Raw genomic sequence first — 19,634 nt, 5'->3', positions numbered from 1 at the left:
TGCATGAGAAGTGATCTGATCGCCCGCTACACGATCGGCGAGCCGATCTATGAAAACGAGTTCATCGTCTATCCCGCTCAGGACAAGCGGATGGACCATGCGGTCTTCATCGTCACGCCCGACGTGGCGCTGAAACTGGACAAGGCTCGTTTCGAGCGGGTCTGGACCTCGATCAACGAGGCCAAATCTCTGACGGCACGGCGCTTCGTCGAAATCGAGGACCTCATCCCGCCGTCGCCGGAAGACGACAATTTCTACATTGTCGAGAAGCGGCCGTCGAAAACGCTGCACCAATATCTCGACGAAACGGAGATGGTGGCTTACGAGCGCGCCGTCGAGATCGGCCGCCACATCCTCGAAGGCCTGGCGACATTGCACGGCGCCGGTTACGCCCACAATGCCCTGACGGACCAATGCATCTATGTGTCGGAGGATTATTCCGGCCTGTCGGTCCGGATCGGCAACCTGCACCTGATCTCGAAGATCGGCGAGCACATCATCCCGCCCTATGTGCCGGAATTCGGCGCGCCGGAAATCTATGCGAGCGGCAGCTTCTCCGCCTCATCCGCGCTCGACATCTACGCCATGGGCATGATCGCCTATAAGCTTTTCCTGCCGCGGCAGACCTATGCCAGCGTCTTCGACAGCGTCATGGTCTGGGAGGACGAACACCAGCGCGAGCAGAGCTGGAAGAACATCCATCTCGACCCTTCCAACGTCTTTCCCCGCCTGGACGTGCTGGTTCCGGGTTTTCCCGAGGGGCTTGCAAGCCTTGTCGAAAGGATGCTGAGCCGCGACCCGGCCCAGCGACCGCGCATGGGCGCCGATGCGCTGGGCGAATTCGCTCGCGTCACGACCGGCATCCAGCCGATGTCGTGGGATCCGCGCGGCGGCATGCAACAGCAGCAGGAGGCGCCGAAACCGAAAAAATGGACGCTTGCCAAACTGTCGATGATCGGCGCGCTGCTCCTGATCTGCATCGGCGTCGGTGTCGTCACCATCCCGAAGCTGCTCCGCCCGGACCCGAAACTTGTCGCCGACGTCGGCACATGGAAGAAGGAGGCCGAAAGCCGCAAGCAGAAGGCGATCGCCGCCAAGGCGCCGGAGCGCCCTTCCGGTGACCAGGCAAAGCTCGCCTATGACACGGGTGCTGCGGCGCTGACATCGGCCGATGCGCTGCTCAAGGACGAAGACTATGAAAAGGCGCTTCCGGGCTTCCAGACGGCCGCCATCAATCTCGGCAACGCGCTGATCGGCATCTCGAAGGAGAATGCAGAGAAGGCGAAAGCTGATGCTTCGGCTGCCGGCGGCGACAAGGCCCCAGGTTTTGCCGAGGCCGACACCAAGATGAAGACTGCCGCTGACGCGGCCACTGCCAAGCAGATGCATGCTGCGGTCGACGCGTACGACGCATCGAAAACAACATTCGACGATCTCGCCAAGGCGCTCACCGCGCTGGCGGCGGCCGAAAAGGACGCCGCGGCAAAGCGCGAAACGGTCGATCGCATCGGCGCCGGCGATAGTCCCGACGTTAAAAAGGCGAGCGGGCTGATGACCGAGGCCAAGGCCAAGGCCGAGCAATGGCAGATGCCGGCCGCGACCACAGGCTATGGCGACGCCGCCAAGCTTTTCGACGCCGTCATCGCCGATGTTATGGCGGCAAAGGACGAGGCGACGGCGCTGAAGCAGAAAGTCGCCGATCTCAACGCCTCGATCGCCACCCGCACCGGTGCTGCCGATCCAACGCTTGCGGCCCTCGCCCCGAAGATCGGCGAGGCCGACGGCCGCTACGCCGCGGAAGCCTATAAGCTGGCGATCGTTGCCTACCGGCCGATCCTTGCCGATCTCGAGGCGCTGTCGGCACGCGGCTTCTGTCCCGTTTCGCAGACGCTTGCCTTCGAGACCGTCCCGGCCGGAAGCTATTCACTGGAGAACGTCCGGCTGATGACCTCCTCGATGAAGGAGCTCGGCGGCATGCTTGGCGTTGCCAATGGCGCCGTGAAGATCGACAAGTCCTTCTGCATGCAGACGAAGGCGGTCACCCGTGCCGAGATGGCGGAATATTACATCGCCAATTCCGACCCCGCCGCAGCAAAGGCCTATGCCGACAATCCGCAGCAGCCGGCCGACGACGTGCCGCTTACCGTGGCGCAGAATTATACCGCCTGGCTGTCGAAGCAGCTGAACGCCCCCGTCCACCTGCCATCGGCGACGGAATGGATGGCAAGTGCGGCGAAGATCACGCCGGAAAAACTGCCCGACAATGGCGATATCATCCTGCAGTGGAGCGCCACTCCCTGCGAAGCCGGCGGCAATGTCGCCTTCATGGCGCAGGAGGGCTCGACCTTCGTAGTCTGCTCCGACGCGTCGGCCGGCGGCATCTTCCGGGTTACTGCAGAATTGCGGTGAGCGCGGCGAAAAATGGGACCGAATAGGGAAGTTTGCGCGTCGTTTCTGCTTCATTCGGCAGCTCGCGTTCAAGCCGCATCATTTGACAAATTTCAATTCCAAATTTCAAAATACGCGCGTATATTGAACTGGGGACTGCAGTATCCGTGCCTTGAGGGGTCGAGGACAATGTGCTGGAACACATCATCAGCATTTACGCCGGTTGGGTTTGCCTTGCGAGGCCCGGCATCTCGCAAGATCGTATGGACGTTGGGCGACGCGGCGCGTCTCCTGATCAACGACTGGCCTTGCGATGACGGCGAGGAATATGTGGCAGCCGTCAAAGCCTGCGTCGACGCGTTGAGCGGGAAGATTGCCCCGGAACAATTCCGGGAAGCGCTTCTGCGTGCGGCCGATGAGGCCGGCATCGCTACTCTATCGCTCGTCCGGCAGGGAATGGGAGAGCGACGGCCGGACCTTCCCCCAATGATGCCAACATAGGCCTTGTTCCCAGGGGCTACCCGCCTATCGACGTTGCGTTTGCGCCAGGAGCGGTCGTTGGGCTCGGTGTCAAGGAACGACCGATTTGAGGCCGACAGTGGAACGACGCTTCCTAGATGGTCGCGCTTAAAGCTGGGCCGACTGACGCGATGACGAAAGGAGCGACGACCCTTACTTCACTGTGATGGCAATGCCGCTGAGATCGGCGTTGACTTGCAGGCCTACCTGCTTGCCTGAGAGTTCGAGTTGGGCGCCCTTGTCATTGGTCATGACAATTACCTGTGCCCCTTTGCCGACCGCGCCGCCACCGCCCGCCGCACCGTAGACCCCCGTCACATCCCGGGCGCGGCGAATGTGGCGAACGGCACCATGGAAATAGGTCTTAGAAGCCCCGAAAGCGAGGCCGCCCGAAATGCCGCCGACAGAGATGGGATAGTGGCGACCATGGAAGGTCAGCGTGCCCTCGCCTCCAGAACCACCCACAAAGAAGGCAGCCTTGTAGACTGAGAAGCTGATCGTGCCGCTGTCGGCATGCGCGGAGCCGGCAAAGCTGATTGCTGCTGCAGCGATAACCGCTGCCGCGACTGAACGAAATCCGGATGAAATCTTCATGATGCGAGTCTCCTCAAAAATCGAGGCTTACCCAGCCAGGAGGGAACGTAAGCGTCATGCCAAAGACACTGCTGAAACAGTCTCGCCCGTCATTAGTTCCAAACACGCGGCCAGAATCCGGCTGCGAGAAGGCCGTTACAAAACGAGGCGGATGGCAAACAGAGTCTCGGTGGCAGGTAACGCTTCGCTGACTCAGGATTGCCTGCACGAAGTCTAGAGCGTATCCGGATTTAGTTGAATCGGAAGGGATTCCGTTTTTGTGTGTTTTGTGATTCAAGATGCTGGCTGGAGTGGAGGCCAGCATCGAATGACGCGACCTCTTTCCAATGATCTTCGTGAGCGTGTTGTTGCTGCAATCGAAGCCGGTGAGAGCTGCCGGTCGGTTGCGGCGCGGTTCGGTATTGCCGTGTCTTCAGCGGTAAAGTGGTCGCAGCGTTATCGTTCGAGCGGATCTGTCGCGCCTGGGAAGATGGGCGGCCACCGCAAGCGGGTTCTGGAGCCGCATCGGGCGTTTATCGTGGAGCGGATCAACCAGACGCCGCATGTGTCACTGCACAGGTTGAAGGAAGAGCTGGCCGCGCGAGGGGTGAAGGTATCCCACGATACGGTATGGCAGTTCCTGCGGCGTGAGGGATTGCGGTTCAAAAAAAACACTGTTCGCCCTTGAGCAGGCGCGCGCTGACGTCGCGCGACGGCGACAGCGCTGGCGATCCTGGCAGGCTGGCCTCGATCCAAGACGGCTGGTCTTCATCGATGAAACCTGGATCAAGACCAACATGGCGCCGCTTCGAGGGTGGGGGCCGAAGGGCAAACGCCTGCGCAGCTTCGCGCCGCACGGACATTGGCGCACCCTGACTTTCCTCGGCGCGTTGCGCTGCGATCGGCTTACCGCACCCTGTGTCTTCGATGGACCGATCAACGGTGAGTGCTTTCGCGCCTATGTCGAGCAGCAACTCGTACCGGTGCTCAAACCCGGCGACATCGTCGTGATGGATAATCTCGGCTCCCACAAGTCGGTCGCCATCCGTCAGATGATCCGCAACGCTGGTGCTCGGCTCTGGTACTTGCCGCCATACTCCCCCGACCTCAATCCGATCGAACAGGCTTTCGCCAAAATCAAGCACTGGATGCGCCTGGCTCAGAAGCGAACCATCGATGACACCTGGCGCCACATCGGACACCTCGTCACAACCATCGAGCCCAGCGAATGCAGCAACTACTTCGACAATGCCGGATACGCTTCCGTCAAAACCTGAAACGCTCTAGAGCCACGAAAGCGAGGGCATGCGCAGAGCTGCAAATATTTAACAACCCACAATCTTCGACCGCGTTGCTGAGCTATGTTCGGAGGCATACAGCGCGGTCACAGGAGATGTCTGCTTCCAGGCAACTTCAAGATCGACTTCTACGGCCTCCATCGAGCGCAAAGCCGCCATCTCCTCACGCTCCACATTCAGCACGGGAGCCGCGTACCGGCTCCCTGTTCAGTACCATGGCGACGGCGTCGCGCAGCTTGAGCCTTCGACGCTGCGGGTCTTCTCTCAGGCCTCAGATTTCAGCTTGCCGCCGACCGCCCAGGAATCCTTGGCGATCTCCGTTATCAGGATTTCCAGCGATTCCGGCGGGCACGCCAGGGTTTCGACGGCCGCCTTGGTCGCTTCACGCGCAAAGGCGCGCTTCTGATCGTCGGTGCGGCCGGGATGCATCTGTAGGTGAAGAATGGGCATAGTTTCTCCTTGGTCAGGTTCGTGATGTCCGTCGTCTTGGCGCGGGCATGACGACCATGTTGTAAATTCACTGGTTGATAAATAAGCTCCCGGTATCGTCATTCGAAACCGACAGGTAGGTAATCGTGGACAAGCTGGCCGGCATGGCGATGTTCGTCAGGGTCATCGACAATGGCAGTTTCGCGGCGGCCGCGGAGATCGCGCAAGTCTCGCCTGCCATGGTTGCCAAGCACATCAAGACGATTGAGACCCGGCTCGGGGCGAAGCTGATCCATCGCACCACGCGACGCCATCAGCTCACGGAGGTTGGCCAGCTCTATTACGAGCGCTGCAAGCGCGTGCTTTCCGAAGTGGCGCTGGCCGAGGCTTCGGCGAGCGAGCTGCAATCGGCGCCGCGCGGCCGGCTTCGGTTGGTGGCACCCGTCAGCTTCGGCACGCAGGTCTTGGTGCCCGCGCTGATTGATTACCAGAACGCCTATCCCGACGTCAGCATCGAGCTAACGCTCGACAACAATGTCCATGACCTCGTCGGCGAGGGATTCGAACTCGGTATTCACATCGGTCCGCTTTCCGACAGCAGCCTCGTCGCCCGCCCGCTCACGCCCTACCGGCGGATTCTCGCTGCCTCGCCGGACTATCTTGCCCGCCATGGCCGACCGGCCTCGCCGGAGGATCTGACGAACCATCTCTGCCTCGGCCACTCCTATTGGCGCATGCAAGATCGCTGGCACCTGGTCGGACCGGAGGGCGAAATGCGCGATGTGTTGATTTCCGGAAAATTCTCGACCAACCAAGGGGCGGCGCTGCGCATGGCAGCACTCAGCGGCGCGGGAATTGCACTTCAGCCAGAACTGCTGCTCGCCGCCGATATCGCCGAAGGACGGCTCGAGCAGGTACTGCCGGAATGGTCCTACAAGCCTGTACCGATGTCCCTCATCTATGCGCCGAACCGGCGGCCGACGGCGATGTTGCGGACGGTGATCGATTTCCTGGTGGACCGGTTCGGGTAGCGAGGCGCTGTCGGCGCGCAGCGGCTGCCCGGACCCAGACCCTTGCCTTCGAGACCGTCCCGGCGGGAAGCTATTCGCTCGAGAATGTCCGGCTGATGACCTCGTCGGTCCGTACCTTCCACCGTGCGAGAAGACAGCTTCTCCATATCTGAGTGCATTACGGCGCGGCGTGGCCGAGGCTTTCATGCAGGCGAGGCATTTCCAATCGCCCCTCAAAGCAGCACGCGAAGCGAGGCGGCCATACGGGCGAAATCGGCCTGGCGGCGCGTTCCGGTCTTGGCGAAAATGTTGCGGACATGCGTCTTGATGGTGCTGGCGGACAAGCCGAGCTGTTTGGCGATCGCCTTCGGCGTCTCGCCGCGGACGATCAGCTCGAAGATACGGGTTTCGGCCGGGCTCAGGCCGTAAAGCTGGGTCACGGGGTCGCTCGGCAGCAAGGACTGGCTTCCGGCCGGCACAAGGAAGAGAGCGGCCGATGCCGGCAGGCAGAGTGCGCCGCGGCTCTGGCGCTGGCGCAGCGGCAGGACATGCACGACATAGGCGATGCTGTCGGCATGGCGCACGGGAATGCCGGCGCCGCCGCTCCGGCCAAGCGCGGCCTCATCGGATGCGGCCCTGGCGACGGCCTGTTCTAACGCTGCAGCCCCCTCGCTCCTCACCACCAGCCGGCTGCCGGCAGACCGGAACGGTCCCGGCTGCGACAGCAGGCTTTCGGCAGTTGGATTGGCATGGATGATGGCCATCAGTTCGTCCACCAGAAGCACGCCGACAGGCAGGCTGTCGACCACCGAGGCATATGCCGATGCCGCGATCGACTGCACCTCCAGCTGTTGGGCGATCGAGATGGCGCGGCGCAGATGCGGGGCGAGAAGGCGCAACTGGCCCAGCTCGTCCTCGCTCACCGGGCCGGCCGTGGCGTGGCGTCCGAGGGCCAAGCTGGAGACCATATGCTGGTTGCGCTCTAGCCCGATCGCCACCGCGTCGATATAGCCCTGCGGCGCGAACCAGCCGCTGTAATAGGGATTGGTCTTCAACTGGCCGACGTCGGTGATCTGCGACTGTAGGATGGGCTCTTCCAGCGGATATTGCTGGATCCGCACATCGCCGCCCCAGATCTCCATAATATCGGCCCAGTAGCCCGGTAGCTTTTCCATCCACGGCCCTTCGATCCCGACGCTGACGCCGAAGACGGCGTTGCCCTCGGGAAAGGCGCTGATGCTGAGCAGGCCATAGGAAAAGTTGAGCTCGTACAGCAGTTCGCTGACGAAGGTCTCCCATTTGACCGGTTCGAGAACGCAGTCGTAGATCATGGCGACGAGTTTCGATGTCAGTTGAAGCGGTGGATGAATGTTCATGGGGAAGGATTACACGGTTAAGGACAGGGAATGGGCGAGACCCACGAGGTCCGCCTGCCTGTTCGTGGAAGTCTTGGCGAAAATCCGCAACATATGCGTCTTCACCGTCGAGCGTTTCAATTGCAGGGTATCGGCAATCTCCGAGAGCATTGATCCCTCCCCCAGAAGCTGCAGCACGCGTGCCTCGGCCGGCGTCAGCCCGTAAAGCGCGCTCAGCGCCTGCTGCGGCGGCGAGCGTGTCGCCATAGGCGAGATGAGAACGATGGCGACCGCCGACCGAAGGACGGGAAGCTCCGGCCTCAGATCCTCGCGCATCGCCATCACTTGGATCACAACAGGCGCGCCGCCGCCATCGGCGATGAAATTGATCGGCGCGCCGGAGGCAACCGTGCCTGATCCGTCCGTCCCGCCGGTCGCCTTCGCCACCGCCTGCTGAAGCGTCTTCTGCGCCGAGGCAGGCCGGAGTTCCAGGGATCGGCCCCGCAAGCGCACGGGATTGCCGCGCTCGATCATGCTTTCGCCGGCCCGGTTGGCGCGAATGAGGTAAAGCGCTTCGTCGACGAGCAGGACCCCGCTCCCCCAGCTGTCGACATTGGCCTCGTGCAGGTCGGAGGCGACGGCCCGGTCGCGGGCGGCCCGACCGATCGAGACCGCCCGCTCGATATGCCCGATGAGGATGGCGTCGAGATCAGAAACGGCGGCGATCTGGCCAGCGCCGCCGCCCCTGTTCCCGTTACCGGCGCCGTCGGCTGCCGGCGCCGGTAGAGAGAGCTGTTCGAAGTCCAGGCCCGATAGTCCAGGCAACAGGCGCCGGATGGTCTCGATCGTCGCGGGCCAGCGTTCCGGAAAGAGCGCGCATTCGTAAATCTGCCCAAGCACGGATGAGAAGACATCCGGCGGTATATTTTCTGCCATTCTGGATGCTCTTCGGATTTGCTGCGACGCGGCAAACATAGTGCAGTCCAAAAATGGGCTCAACTTATTTTTCATCCTTATGGTGGACGACGTTGTTTAGAGCCCACCATACAGTCGCGCCGGAACTTGCCCCTGAAGCAACGTTGAAGGCACGACATGACGACACCGATCATTCTCTTTTCGAACGCTGACGGCGAAGCCGGCAATGGCAATTGGGAGTGGCCGGAACCGGCAGCATTTCTCCCGATGGAACCTAGGCGGCCTTCACCTCCTCCGCCTCCAATCTCGTGGCCGGAGACGGGAATGGCCACTCCGACATCTTCCTGAAGAATCTCGTGAGCGGAGCAGTCACCGTTCGCTTGGATGCGGCAGGTGCTGGGAACGCCAGCTTCACGCCGGATCGATCGAAGGTCACCGTCGTGTCGGCGGCAAACAATCTCGCTGTTTTGGCTTAAGTGCTGGAATTCGATGCACCGTCAAATTCTAAGATGTTGATTTAGAAGGAATTGTTATGCCGAATATAACTGAAGCCGCACTTATATCCGCCGAAACGGGTGATAGCGCAGACGTAAAACCCTCGGGAAATCCAAATATCGACCCGCTTCTTTCGGGGACCCGCTGGACATCTGCGACGTTGACCTACAGCTTTCCCGCTCAAGGTTCTTCCTATTCCTACTATCCCGCTGGCGGCTTCGAATATCCAGGCGTCGGACTTGGGCCCTGGTGGGCGCAGCATGTCGCCTTCACCGCCGCCCAGCAGGATGCGACGCGCTCCGCCCTTGCCATGGTCTCCTCCTACACGAGCCTCAACTTTACCGAAGTTACCGAAACGGCGACCGACCACGCCATTTTGCGGTTCAGCCAGTTGAAGACTGTCTACGACAGCGACGCTCCACCCATCGAGAATTTCGATTCGACGATGTTCAATGCCCCCGGCCACACGCCCGAGGCGGGAGACGCCTGGTTCAGCCAGGATAATTTCTTCTTCGGCCAGCCGGTAAAGGGCAATTTCGGCTTTCTGGACATCATGAGGGGCGTGGCGCAGACCCTCGGCCTGGATCAGGGCGGGCACAGCGCCGACGATTCCATCTTCTTCGGAGCCGACCATTCGTTCGGCTATTACGCGGGAGACCAGTCGCAGCAGAGCTTCATGCCGGCGGATATCGCGGCTCTTCAATATCTCTACGGCCCCAACTTCGCCACCAACGGCGGCGACACGACCTATTCATGGGACCCGACCACCGGCGAGCAATTCCACAACGGTGTCGGCCAGGGCGCGCCGGCGACAAACACGATCTACGGCACGGTCTGGGATGGCGGCGGCGTCGATACCTACGATTTGTCGAACTACAGCAGCGACCTCAAGATCGACCTCGCCCCGGGTGCGATGTCGACTTTCTCCGAAAGCCAGCTGGCCGTTCGCAATCTTTCGGCGAGCAACATCATCACCCCGCCCGAGGGTAATATCGCCAACGCGCTGCTCTACAATAGCGATCCACGCTCGTTGATCGAGAATGCCAAGGGCGGATCCGGAGCGGATACTATACTGGGCAACATCGCTGCCAACACATTGAGCGGCGGCGGCGGCAACGATGCGCTCTCGGGCAAGGAGGGCAACGACACGCTGAACGGCGGAGCCGGCAATGACGGACTGCTGGGCGGGGCCGGCAACGACATCCTTCGCGGCGGCGCGGGCGCGGACGTGCTGTACGGCGACGACCAGCCTGCGGGCGTCGGCCTCGGCAGCGGCTCGGTGACGAAGCCTCTCGGCAACGCGATCTCCTCCTTCGCCACGGCGCTCGATATCTCCAACAGCTTCAGCGTCTTTGCCGATGCCAATGTCCAGGATTCGACCACGGTCCCGCATGTCACGATCAACCTGCCCGACGAAGAAGCCTACAGCGAAGGCTATTATCGCGTGCATCTCAACGCCGGGACGACGGTGACGCTCGATGTCGATGGCCTGCCTTACGGGACCTACAGCCAAGTCGGCCTCTACGACTCGGCGCACGCGCTGGTCGCCTTCAACAAGGCGATGGGTGGACAGCTCGATCCTGGCTCGGCCAGCGGGACCGACTCCTTCATCACCTTTACCGTCGCCACGACAGGCGATTATTACATCACGCATTCCGGCAACGGCAAAATGGCGCACCAGCTCCATGTCTCGGCGGATGGCCCGGTTTCGCCGATCGGCATGGGCAGCGGCGAGGTTGTCAAACCCGCCACGCTCGATCTTTCCTCCGCTGACAAGGCGCTCGATCTGACGGATCGCTTCAGCCTGGGCGCCAACGCCAACATCGCCAACGCCACCTCGCTGCCGCATGTGACGGTCGACGCCTCAACCGGTGAGAATGGCTTTGACTACTACCATCTCCGGCTCCTTGCCGGCACCACCGTTGCCTTCGACATCGACAGCACTTCGTCGAGCGTGACCACGGACACGAACATCCGCCTCTACGCCTCGCGCGGGCTCGACCTCGCCTACAATGACGATATGACGGGGCCGCTCGATCCGGGATCGACGAATGTAAAAGATTCTCACCTGACGTTTACGGTCCAGAATACCGGCGACTATTACCTGGTGGTCGATAATTACTACAACAGGGCCTATGATTACCAACTGCACGTCTCGGTGGATGTGCCAAGCTATGGTGCTGTCGCTTCCGGCAATGACACCGCCTCCTATTCGGATGCGACGCAGGCGGTGACGGCCAGTCTCGCCGACTCCTCGGTCAACACGGGGGATGCGGCGGGAGACAAGTATTTCTCGATCGAGAACCTCACCGGCTCGGACTACAACGACACCCTTATCGGCGACAGGCTCGCCAATATCCTGAGTGGCGGCAAAGGCGACGACCGGATGTCGGGCGGCGGCGGTGACGACATTTTTTCGGGTGGCGACGGCAGCGACACGATCGTCTTCGCCGGCAAATACGCCGATTACCAATGGAACTCGGATCTTCACACCATTACCGGCGTTGCGGAAGGCAAGGACACATACGGTCTCGATATTGAATTCGCGCAATTCGCCGATCGTACGATCGATCTGGGAACCGGCGAGCCGCCTCCGGTCAACACCGCGCCGACCAACATCCAGCTCTCCAAGATGGTCGTCGCCGAGGACACGCCGCAATGGACGACGCTCGGCCTGCTTTCCGCTTTCGACGGCGACGGCGACACGCTGAAATTCAAACTGATCGACAGCGACGACGGGCAGTTCTCGCTGAAAGGCGACAGACTGGTCACCGCCAAGGGCTTCGACTTCGAGGCAAAGAGCTCTTTCTCGGTCACCGTCGAGGTCTCCGACGGCACGGTGTCGGTCGACAAGACCTTTGCGATCTCGGTCAAGGATGTCGCCGAGCCTGCGGTCAACATCGCCCCGCACGACCTCAAATTCTCCCGCGCCAGCGCCAATGAGAACATCAAGGTCGGCTCGTCGGTCGGGCTGCTCTCGGCGACGGACACCGAAGGCAATTCGATCAAGTGGTCGCTGGTTGATGATGCCGACCATTTCAAGCTTGTCGGCAACAAGTTGCAGACGACGGCGGCGATCGACTACGAGACCATTGCCGATCACGCCCTAACGATCACTGCCCAGGCGACGGACAGCCTCGGCGCATCGACCGTCAAGTCCTTCACCATCGGCATCCTGGATACGGCCGAGCCCGTCCTGGCGGTGGCAGCCCATCACGACATGCTTATGTGAGACAGCCATGCCGCTTCTCACCTCGCTTGCTCTATCTTATGCATTGGTTCTGGTCGCGCCAGGGCCAAACTTGCTTATCGTGCTTCGCGTGGCCGTAAGGCCGTCTTGGGGTCGCCTGCTCAGCGTTGCCGCCGGGATTGCCTCTGGTGCCGCGATTGCTTCTTATCTCGCTGCGATCGGAGCAACGAGCCTTTATATGCTGGATGACCTGGATCTGTGGGCTTCGATTGTTCTGTCCTCAATCCTCCTTTATTCAGCCGTCCGGCTTGCGCGCCGTCCCCTTGCGGGAGCGCCTCCTCAACAGCTCGGGTCGGATAGCCTGAGTCTCAGGCTCTACAGCTTGGGCTTGGCAACAGCGCTCAGTAATCCCCTGTCCGTTCCCTTCTTCGTGGGACTTTATCTCGCCCAGCCGGATTTCAGGGCCGGTATGGGTGAAGCCGCCACCTGCATCATTTTCCTGATGGCCTTCTCCTGGTTCACCCTGGTTGGACTTGTTTTCTCCATCCCCGCCATACAACGGCTCGACACGATCTGGACGAAGACTGCTCAGTCCGTTCTGGCAGCCGCCATGGGGCTTTATGGTTTGGTACTGCTTTTTAAACATGTGCTTTGATCCAATCACTCGGGAAGCTAGCCACGTTATCCGCGAAGCGATGCGCGATTAGTCCGCCAAATGGCAGCAGCGCAGTGGCAATATCGAAAAGCTGCGCGAGATGTGGACCGAGGGCAATGCAAGCCGGTCGATTTCGACGCTTTTGAAGCGCGGCAGGATCTGACGACCGTTGGCGAATACCGAATAATCCACGAAAGCAGCTTATCAATCTTGTTCTGCATGTCGCTGTTGACGGTTGCGGCGAGCGTAGCGCGCAGGTAGCACCGTCACCGCCGCGCCGGCGGCTTCACCGCGGCGCGGCGCTGCAGCGCGAAGCGCGCGGCCGAGCAGTTGATGTCGGGGACGAGATCGTAGGTCTGCTGGTAGAGGCTCTGCGCCAGCGTGTTGTTGCCGCGGTTTTCCGAGGCAAGGGCTGCAAGGGCGGTGCGTTTGTAAGCCTCGACGATCGGCTGGGCGGCCTTTGCCAGCGCGGCGTCGTCAGACGGTTCGGCTGCCAGCGAAAGGGCGGCATAGGTTGCCTCGCCGTCCCTACCGACGCGGCCGCCGACGGCCCCGTTGAAACTTTGCTCGGAAACCTCACGCATGCGGCGGGCATTCTTGATGCATGTCGGAATGCGGGCCGCTTCGGCATTGATGCGCTCGGCCGTCGGGCCAGTTTCCGCGCTGCTGCCGCCGGACAGGATCACGTAGCCGATGATGCCGACGATGGCGAGATAGACGACCCCCATTCCGGCCAGGAAGGCCGGCTGTTTGAGGAGCGACTTCTTCGGCTTGTCGTCACTTGCCTTGGAGGGCTGCTTCTTCGGCGCTTCCTTGGCGGCGGCCTTGACGACGAATTGGAATTCGACGTCCTTGCCGAGCCGGAAGCTGTCGCCTGTTTTCAGCGAGGCCGTCTGCAACAGCGCTTCGCCGCGCAGCATGATCGGGTTCAGCCCCATGCGGCGAATGATGAAGCCGCCGTCGCTCTGCCGCTCGATCCGCGCATGGATCGGCGCAAGGAACGGATCGTCGACGACGATATCGGCATTAGCCGCCCGGCCGATCGACATTTCCGGCCGGTCGAGCACATGGCTGCGGCTCTGGCCGCCGGGACCGGTCTGCAGAAGGCTTGGTTTGTTTCCGCGAAAGAAGGAAAAAAAGGCCATGATCAGAACATCCCACTCGACATCATCTCGACAATTGCAGGCGCCAGCACCAGAAGCAGGATCGACACGACGATCATCATCGCCGGCATGACGATCTTGGCTTTCAGCTTTTCACTGGCCCTGTCGGCTTTTTCCCAACGGCGGAAGCGCAGGTCGCGCGCATGTTCGCGCAGCAGCTCGACGCGGTTGCTGCCCTCGACTTCGCCCTGGATCACGGCGCGGATGACGCGGATGACCTCCTCGGCGGTCATGCGGCGCTCCAGCCGCTGCAACGCCTCGATCATGCCAGTGCCGAGCGCCACGTCCTTCAGCGTCTGTTCGATCTCCTCGCTCATGACGGTGCCTGGTGCAGCCTCGGCATAAAGCCTCAGGCTTTCCGGCAAGGTCGCCTGCGCCTGCTGCGTCATGACGACGAGATCGAGGAAATAGGGAAATTCGCGCGAGATGCGTTCCTTGCGGTCCTGCGCCTTGTCGTCGGCGACGACCCAGAAATAGATGGCGGGGATGAGGCCGAGGATCAGCCCGGCGACTAGCCCGCCGATCACGCTGCCGCTGGCAATGCCGAACAGCAGGCCGAGCGCGACAAAACCGAACAGACTTAAGACCACGAGAAGCGCGATATATTCCCGCCCCGTGACGCCGCCGAACGGCCGACCGGCATAGATCAGCTTCTGCTCGAGTTGCGCGCCGTAATCGGCCAGGAGCTGCTCGAAATGCGTCAGCACGAATTCGACCGGGGTGCGCATGCCGATGCTGTCGACGATATTGGGTGGCGGGCCATCGCCGCCGGCGGACCGGCGCACCACGTGAATGCTGCCGAGCAGATCGCCGATCCACCAGACGAACAGCGCAGCGGTGATCCCGGCAAAGACGACGGCAATCGGGGCGAGGGGTATCTGAGATATCATACCGACACCTTCATCATCGAGCGCATCCAGAAGAAACCGGTGGCATAGAGAATGGCGCCGACGATCGCGATGACGATGCCGATGGCGTTGCCGAACACCTTGTCGATCAACTCGGGCTGGCCGAAGAAGATCATCAGGATCATGAACAGCGCACCGCCGTTGACGACGCGGAAATTCATGCGCGCCTGCGACGACGAGGTCGTGATCTTCTGATCGAGCTTCCAGATTTCCTTGAAGGATTTCGACATTTCGGTCAGCGGTTCGGAGATGTCGCCGCCCTGGCGGGCAAAGAGGCCGAGGGCCGCATCGACCATCTTGAAATGCAGGCTCGGCACGTTGCGGCCGTGGCGGTCGAGCGCCTCGACCAGGCCGATGCCGAGCTTCTGTTCGCGGGCAATGCGCTCGAACTCGCGCGAGGCCGGCATCTGGCCGGTATCGGCCACCGCATTGACGGCGATGGCGAGCGGCTTGCCGGTGCGCACCGCCGAGACGATCTGGTCGACGGCGTAGGGAAGCTGCGATTCGATCTGCAGCCAGCGGCGCTGCAGAAAATAACGGATCACGCCCTTGGGGAGGAAGATCGCGACCGGGATGGCGATGACGAAGCCGAAGATCGGCCCGAAGATCAGCGAGACCACCGCGAAGACGACGATCGCCGTGATGCCGTAGGCGAGGATCATCGTATAGGGCGGAACGGCATCGCGCCCGAAGACCTGCGCCGCCTCGCTGGCGAGCGCAATGTCACGCTCGGTGGCACGCAGCAGCGGCGCCGGCCAGCGCACCGGCGCGCCCCAGACGAGCAGTCCCACTGTGACCGCGCCGAGGGCGACCGTAAAAATCTGCAGAATGCTGATATCCATGGCTTCCCCCTCAGAGCAATTCCACGAAAAGTGCGAAGCGGTTTCCGTTCTGAATTGCGTAAAAACAAAAGCCTAGAGCGGTTCTGGAACCGCTCTAGACGAACATGTCCAGTTTTTCGATCTCGCCGTCGTCGTTGAACTCGACGAGCTCGGCGACGAAGCTCGGCAGGTAGCCGGTGAAGGCATGCACGGCCTGGCCGCCGGCGCGGCCGACGAGATTGAAGATCGGCTCGACGATGATGAGGCCGGTATCCGGATCGATGCCGATCACCTCCGATATCTCGGTGACGGCGCGCCGGCCGTTCGCCAGCCGATTCAGCTGCACGACGAGCTCGACGGCGGCAACGATCTGCTGGCGGATCGCCATGACAGGCAGCGAGCTCTGCCCCTGCAGCACCATCACTTCCAGGCGGGTCATCATGTCCTGTGGTGTGTTGGCATGCGCCGTCGTCATCGAGCCGGCATGGCCGGTGTTCATCGCCTGCAGCATGTCGATCGCCTCCGCACCACGGCACTCGCCGACGATGATGCGGTCGGGACGCATGCGCAATGCGTTTCGCACGAGGTCGCGGATGGTGACGCTGGTCTCGGACTCCGCCGTCTTCGGCCGCGATTGCAGATAGACGACATGGATGCCGTCGAGCTGCAGTTCCGACGTGTCCTCGACGGCAACGACGCGCTCGCCGACCGGGATGAACTGCGACAGGCTGTTCAAGAGCGTCGTCTTGCCGGAGCCGGTTCCGCCTGAGACGACGATGTTCTTGCGCGAGCGGACGGCTGCCTCGAGGAAGGCGCGCATCGGCTCGCTGAGCGCACCGGCGGTCACCAGCTTGCTGATATCGAGCCGCGACTTGCCGCCGAACTTGCGGATGGTCAGGCAAGCGCCCTTGACCGCCAGCGGCGGAATGACGGCGTTGACGCGCGAGCCATCCGGCATGCGGAAGTCGGCCATCGCCTCGCTTTCGTTGATCGAGCGGTTGGAATCGACGGCGATGCGCTCGATCACCTTCATCAACTGCCGCTCGTTGGCGAAGGCGAAGGGGTAGCGTTCCAGCAGGCCGAATTTTTCGACGTAGATCTCGTCGTAGCGCGTCACCATGATTTCCGAGATGACATCGAGATCCATCAGTTCGGAGATCGTCCCCCAGCGATACATCAGCTCCTCGATATTGGAGCGCAGGTGCATATGGGCGATCTCGTAGCGGTCGCCGGCGTTGAAAAGAGCCTGCCTGGACTGGAATGCGGCGCTGAAACGGCTATCGAGCTGGGCGAAGTCGGAGCGGGTGGATTCGAAGTTCAGCTTAAGCTGCAGGGCCGAAATCAGCGCCTTGCCGACGTCGAAGAGGCGGCGATTGTCCTGCTCCTCACGCGAGAGGCTTGCGGCATTCGACGAGGCGTCACGCCGGCCCGTGCGGGCGATGCGTTTTGCCAGCCACCGATAGACGGCGTTCTTGATGACGAGGATGACGAGATCCTGTGGCGCGCTGTCGAGCGCCTCCTTGATGAACATGTCGAGACGCTCGCGGATACGGGTGCGCGTCTCCTCGCGGCCGAAATCGGAGGATTTCACCAGCCGGTCATACTGCGTGTCCTTCAGCAGGCGCTCGTGAATTTCCATCTGCAAGGCGAGCACGCGTTCCTGATCGGGAAACTGCGTGACCGCTACGGGCGCGGCGGCCGGCTCGACGAGCTCGATCGTGACGTTCGGCACCCAGATCGACATGCCGGCCGAAACCGCAACCGGCGTGCCGGCTCGAAGCGGCTGATCGTCGACGCGCGTCGGGTTGCGGCCGTGATGCTGCACCGACCAGCCCTGGCCCGATTTCCGCAGCACGAATTGGGGCGAAGAGACGTGGCTGCCGCGCAGCCGCACGACGCCCGCGCCGGCGGGCAACGTCAGCGTGCTGCTTTCGCCGACGAAATAGGTCTCGTTCGCCGAGAGCGGGATCACCTCCCGGCCGCTGCCGTCCTCATAGGAAATCTTCAACAGCATGGCTCATTCCCCCGCGACGGTCACATCCGCGTCCAGTTGATGCTCGGCAGGTCCTCGACGGTATTGTCGGCCGGATTGCGCAGAACGAGATTGAGGCTGCCGTTCGACTGGCCCATCGCAAAGATCAGCATTTCTGCTTCCGACGGCGTCACTTCGACCGTCACATTGTTGTAAGTGCTGTTGGCCTTGGTGACTGCACCCTCCGCCGTCGTCGCCGCGCCAACGGCCAGCACTTTGACATTCTGCAGGAAGGTGCGGGTGACGACGCGGGTGCGCGAGCTGATGCCGAGTTTATAGTCCTGCGCCTGTTTGCGGTAAGCGTTGACATCGTTCTCGTCGGCGCCCGGATACTGGGTGAGATAGTTCTTCAGCATCTGCTCGACCGGTGACTGCGGCTGGGCTGGAGCCTGCGGCTGTCCGGCTACGGCCGGCGCCTGGCCCGGAACGGCAGGCTGACCTGGCACGGGAGCGGGCTGGCCAGGAGCTCCCGGCTGGGCTGCTGCGGCCGGCGCCACAGGTTCGACCGGTTCGTCGACCGTGCCGAGGATATCGACATAGCTGCCCGGCTCGACGAAATGGCCGACAGCCGAGGCGGCGTTGACGGGAAGGGTCAGTGCCCGCTTGCCGGGTGCGATCATCGTCGTCAAGCGTCCGCCGTCGTTATCGTCGAAATACTGGAAGAGCAGCACCGAGCCGGCCGGAATGTCGGCGGCCGCCGTCCTGTCCTTCAACCATTCCTGATAGGCGCTGGCCGCGGGAACCGCGAGCTTGGCGAGCGCCCCGAAGCTTTCCGGCAGCATCACCGGTTCGGCGAGCATGTCGGGCGTGATCGCCTGACCTCGCGTCACTTTCCTGTCGGGCTGGAGCCGCATGAAGGCATAGGCCACCTGCTCGTTCTTGACGCTCTCGGTCCAGAAGTAGAGCAGAACGCCGGTAATGAGACCGACGATCACGGCCGCGATGAGCTTCCAGTTCATGGTGTTGTTCCTTCGACGAAGGGTTGCCTGATTTGGATGACTTCGACGGTCCGGCCGTCGGTTTTACTGCGGGTGTACAAGACATTGGCCTCGACGCTGCCGCGCCGGCCATAAAGTGCTGTGACCCGGCCGTGCTGCACCGGCGGGGTCTCGATGGTGAAGCCGTCGCGGGCAAGAAGATCGGCGCGCTGATCCGACCAGCGCGTGGCCGACAGCGTGCCTTTAGACACGACCGTGCGTGACGTGTGGCCCTTGTCGCGATCGCCGATATCGCTCAGCACCTCGGCACCGGCCGGCGGACGCAGCGACATCGGCAGCTTGCTGACATCGGCCGCAGCCGCGAAGGCCGGCAGCGTCGCCGCGACATCCTCGAAGCGGCTCATCAGCACCTCGGTCCTCGGCGCGTCGGCGGGACGGCGGATCATGATCGAGACGCCGGGGATCGGCGCCCTTGCCGAGGGATTGGCCGGATCCTGGCGTCTGAGATAGTCGAGGGCCGCCTCGCCGTCGCCGTCGAAGAACCGTACCACCACGGCAAGATCATCGCGGATGCGGCTCATCTTCGGGACGATCAGCATGTTGGCGGCGATGACGTCAGTCAGTTCTTGCCTGTCATTGCCTTTCGGCATGGCGGGCCTTGTATTGACGGCCAGTACCCGCAGCCATTCGTCGGTCATATCGGAAATGCTGCGATCGCTCTGATAGGGCGTGAATTCAAGCGGCTGGCCGTTGATGACGAGATCGCGCGGCGCGCGTTCCGGCGCGCCGACGATGCCGGCCAGCATCGAATTCAGCGTCACCCTCAAATCCTTGTAGATCTCGGCGCGGCCCGGCGTGGCCATGGCGGCGGCAAGCCCGATGACGAGCGCCAAACCGGTGAGATGGCCGAGGGGATGATGGGAGACGCGGGGGCCCTGTCTCATC

16 protein-coding genes are annotated in these 19,634 nt (G+C 62.1%); 6 read left to right on the top strand and 10 right to left on the bottom strand.

The genetic code is table 11. The annotated features are described in order from the left end of the window. Positions 1–3 precede the first annotated feature (3 nt). Both N2A41_RS31475 and N2A41_RS31470 read left to right on the top strand, forming a co-directional pair. Positions 4–2,409 (top strand): protein kinase domain-containing protein, encoded by a 2,406-nt coding sequence (locus N2A41_RS31475; RefSeq protein WP_260111882.1) that lies wholly within the window; start codon positions 4–6, stop codon positions 2,407–2,409. Positions 2,410–2,577: 168 nt separating this feature from the next. Continuing rightward, positions 2,578–2,889 (top strand): DUF982 domain-containing protein, encoded by a 312-nt coding sequence (locus N2A41_RS31470; protein WP_017968505.1) that lies wholly within the window; start codon positions 2,578–2,580, stop codon positions 2,887–2,889. A gap of 171 nt (positions 2,890–3,060) precedes the next feature. Here the strand turns inward: N2A41_RS31470 and N2A41_RS31465 are convergent, their stop codons facing one another. Next, a complete protein-coding gene (locus N2A41_RS31465) occupies positions 3,061–3,501 on the bottom strand; it encodes a hypothetical protein (RefSeq protein WP_017968504.1) in 441 nt (146 codons plus the stop codon). A 307-nt stretch (positions 3,502–3,808) separates the two neighbouring features. Here N2A41_RS31465 and N2A41_RS31460 point away from each other — a divergent pair. After that, positions 3,809–4,757 (top strand): IS630 family transposase gene (locus N2A41_RS31460; RefSeq protein ID WP_162115351.1). Its coding sequence is split into 2 segments (ribosomal slippage): positions 3,809–4,144 and positions 4,146–4,757, totalling 948 coding nucleotides; the frame shifts between segments, so codons are not numbered across the junction. Between the two features lie 285 nt (positions 4,758–5,042). Here N2A41_RS31460 and N2A41_RS31455 read toward each other — a convergent pair. Then, entirely contained in the window at positions 5,043–5,228 is a 186-nt protein-coding gene (locus N2A41_RS31455; protein WP_003553363.1) for a 4-oxalocrotonate tautomerase, read from the bottom strand. A 125-nt stretch (positions 5,229–5,353) separates the two neighbouring features. Between N2A41_RS31455 and N2A41_RS31450 the strand changes: the two genes are divergently transcribed. Next, positions 5,354–6,238 carry a LysR family transcriptional regulator gene (locus N2A41_RS31450; RefSeq protein WP_222385315.1) on the top strand — a complete coding sequence of 295 codons (885 nt, stop codon included), beginning with the start codon at positions 5,354–5,356 and terminating at the stop codon, positions 6,236–6,238. Positions 6,239–6,450: 212 nt separating this feature from the next. Here N2A41_RS31450 and N2A41_RS31445 read toward each other — a convergent pair whose 3' ends face one another. Together N2A41_RS31445 and N2A41_RS31440 are read right to left on the bottom strand one after the other, a co-directional pair. Beyond that, the gene (locus tag N2A41_RS31445; protein WP_260111881.1) at positions 6,451–7,593 is read right to left on the bottom strand and encodes a helix-turn-helix transcriptional regulator; all 1,143 of its coding nucleotides are present in this window, start codon (positions 7,591–7,593) and stop codon (positions 6,451–6,453) included. 9 nt (positions 7,594–7,602) lie between these two features. Further along, positions 7,603–8,508 (bottom strand): helix-turn-helix transcriptional regulator, encoded by a 906-nt coding sequence (locus tag N2A41_RS31440; protein WP_260111880.1) that lies wholly within the window; start codon positions 8,506–8,508, stop codon positions 7,603–7,605. Positions 8,509–9,142: 634 nt separating this feature from the next. Here N2A41_RS31440 and N2A41_RS33380 point away from each other — a divergent pair. Together N2A41_RS33380 and N2A41_RS31425 are read left to right on the top strand one after the other, a co-directional pair. After that, positions 9,143–12,214: a M10 family metallopeptidase C-terminal domain-containing protein gene (locus N2A41_RS33380; protein ID WP_311202895.1), complete on the top strand. Its 3,072-nt coding sequence runs from the start codon at positions 9,143–9,145 to the stop codon at positions 12,212–12,214. 7 nt (positions 12,215–12,221) lie between these two features. Beyond that, positions 12,222–12,827: a LysE family transporter gene (locus tag N2A41_RS31425; RefSeq protein WP_222385311.1), complete on the top strand. Its 606-nt coding sequence runs from the start codon at positions 12,222–12,224 to the stop codon at positions 12,825–12,827. A gap of 266 nt (positions 12,828–13,093) precedes the next feature. On the opposite strand, the gene N2A41_RS31420 is transcribed toward N2A41_RS31425, so the two are convergent. From N2A41_RS31420 to N2A41_RS31395, 6 genes are all read right to left on the bottom strand, one after another. After that, entirely contained in the window at positions 13,094–13,972 is an 879-nt protein-coding gene (locus tag N2A41_RS31420) for an FHA domain-containing protein (protein WP_260111879.1), read from the bottom strand. A 2-nt stretch (positions 13,973–13,974) separates the two neighbouring features. Next, a complete protein-coding gene (locus N2A41_RS31415) occupies positions 13,975–14,880 on the bottom strand; it encodes a type II secretion system F family protein (RefSeq protein WP_260111878.1) in 906 nt (301 codons plus the stop codon). Next, the gene (locus N2A41_RS31410; protein WP_162115123.1) at positions 14,877–15,740 is read right to left on the bottom strand and encodes a type II secretion system F family protein; all 864 of its coding nucleotides are present in this window, start codon (positions 15,738–15,740) and stop codon (positions 14,877–14,879) included. Before N2A41_RS31410 ends, N2A41_RS31415 begins: the two co-directional genes overlap by 4 nt. Before the next feature lie 94 nt (positions 15,741–15,834). Then, positions 15,835–17,733 carry an ATPase, T2SS/T4P/T4SS family gene (locus N2A41_RS31405; protein ID WP_162115122.1) on the bottom strand — a complete coding sequence of 633 codons (1,899 nt, stop codon included), beginning with the start codon at positions 17,731–17,733 and terminating at the stop codon, positions 15,835–15,837. Positions 17,734–17,753: 20 nt separating this feature from the next. Then, on the bottom strand, positions 17,754–18,710 hold the full coding sequence (cpaB, locus tag N2A41_RS31400; RefSeq protein ID WP_260111877.1) for a Flp pilus assembly protein CpaB: 957 nt from the start codon (positions 18,708–18,710) through the stop codon (positions 17,754–17,756). Then, positions 18,707–19,633, bottom strand: a complete 927-nt coding sequence (locus N2A41_RS31395; RefSeq protein WP_260111876.1) for a hypothetical protein — start codon at positions 19,631–19,633, stop codon at positions 18,707–18,709. Before N2A41_RS31395 ends, cpaB begins: the two co-directional genes overlap by 4 nt. Between the last annotated feature and the right edge of the window lies 1 nt (position 19,634).

Source organism: Rhizobium sp. SRDI969, from assembly GCF_025152725.1.
GTDB lineage: Bacteria > Pseudomonadota > Alphaproteobacteria > Rhizobiales > Rhizobiaceae > Rhizobium > Rhizobium leguminosarum_I.
Note: the sequence above shows the minus strand (reverse complement) of the source record. Positions and strands in the feature narration are given on the sequence as shown.